General features: G+C 44.9%; 1 protein-coding gene. It reads left to right on the top strand.

Annotation, left to right across the window (positions count from 1 at the left end; genetic code table 11):
- Positions 1-13: 13 nt before the first annotated feature.
- On the top strand, positions 14-508 hold a 495-nt coding region (locus ACFFIT_RS05705), incomplete at its 3' end, for an Ig-like domain-containing protein (RefSeq protein ID WP_385876689.1).

Below are 508 nucleotides of genomic sequence, written 5' to 3'. Positions count from 1 at the left end.
GGTAGATACTGAGGTGAGCACTGCTCCTGCCGATGAGCTTACGCTTGATAGCGTCTTTGATAATGTCTCTCCTAATCCGGGCGGTGCAGAGGGCTTATTTGAGCTTAAATCGGGTGATACCACCAATGATAAGACACCTATCTTTAATGGTCGTGGTGAGAAAGGTGCAGAAATTAAGCTTTACATTAACAATGAGCTACAATCATTAACACCGCCTGTTTTTGTCAAAGAAGATGGTTCGTGGAGTTTTGAATTACCAGAGAGCTTAGCGCTGGTTGATGGCACGTACAACATCCAATTTAAAGCGGCAGATAAAGCAGGTAACTTGACTGCATCTGTTCCTGCAGCGGGATTTGAGTTAACGGTAGATACTGAGGTAAGCACTGCTCCTGCCGATGAGCTTACGCTTGATAGCGTCTTTGATAATGTCTCCCCTAATCCAGGTGGTGCAGAGGGCTTATTTGAGCTTAAATCGGGTGATACCACCAATGATAAGACACCTATCTTT

Source organism: Thorsellia kenyensis (assembly GCF_042432445.1).
Taxonomy (GTDB): Bacteria; Pseudomonadota; Gammaproteobacteria; order Enterobacterales; family Thorselliaceae; genus Thorsellia; species Thorsellia kenyensis.
This window is presented reverse-complemented; position numbering and strand designations above follow the sequence as displayed.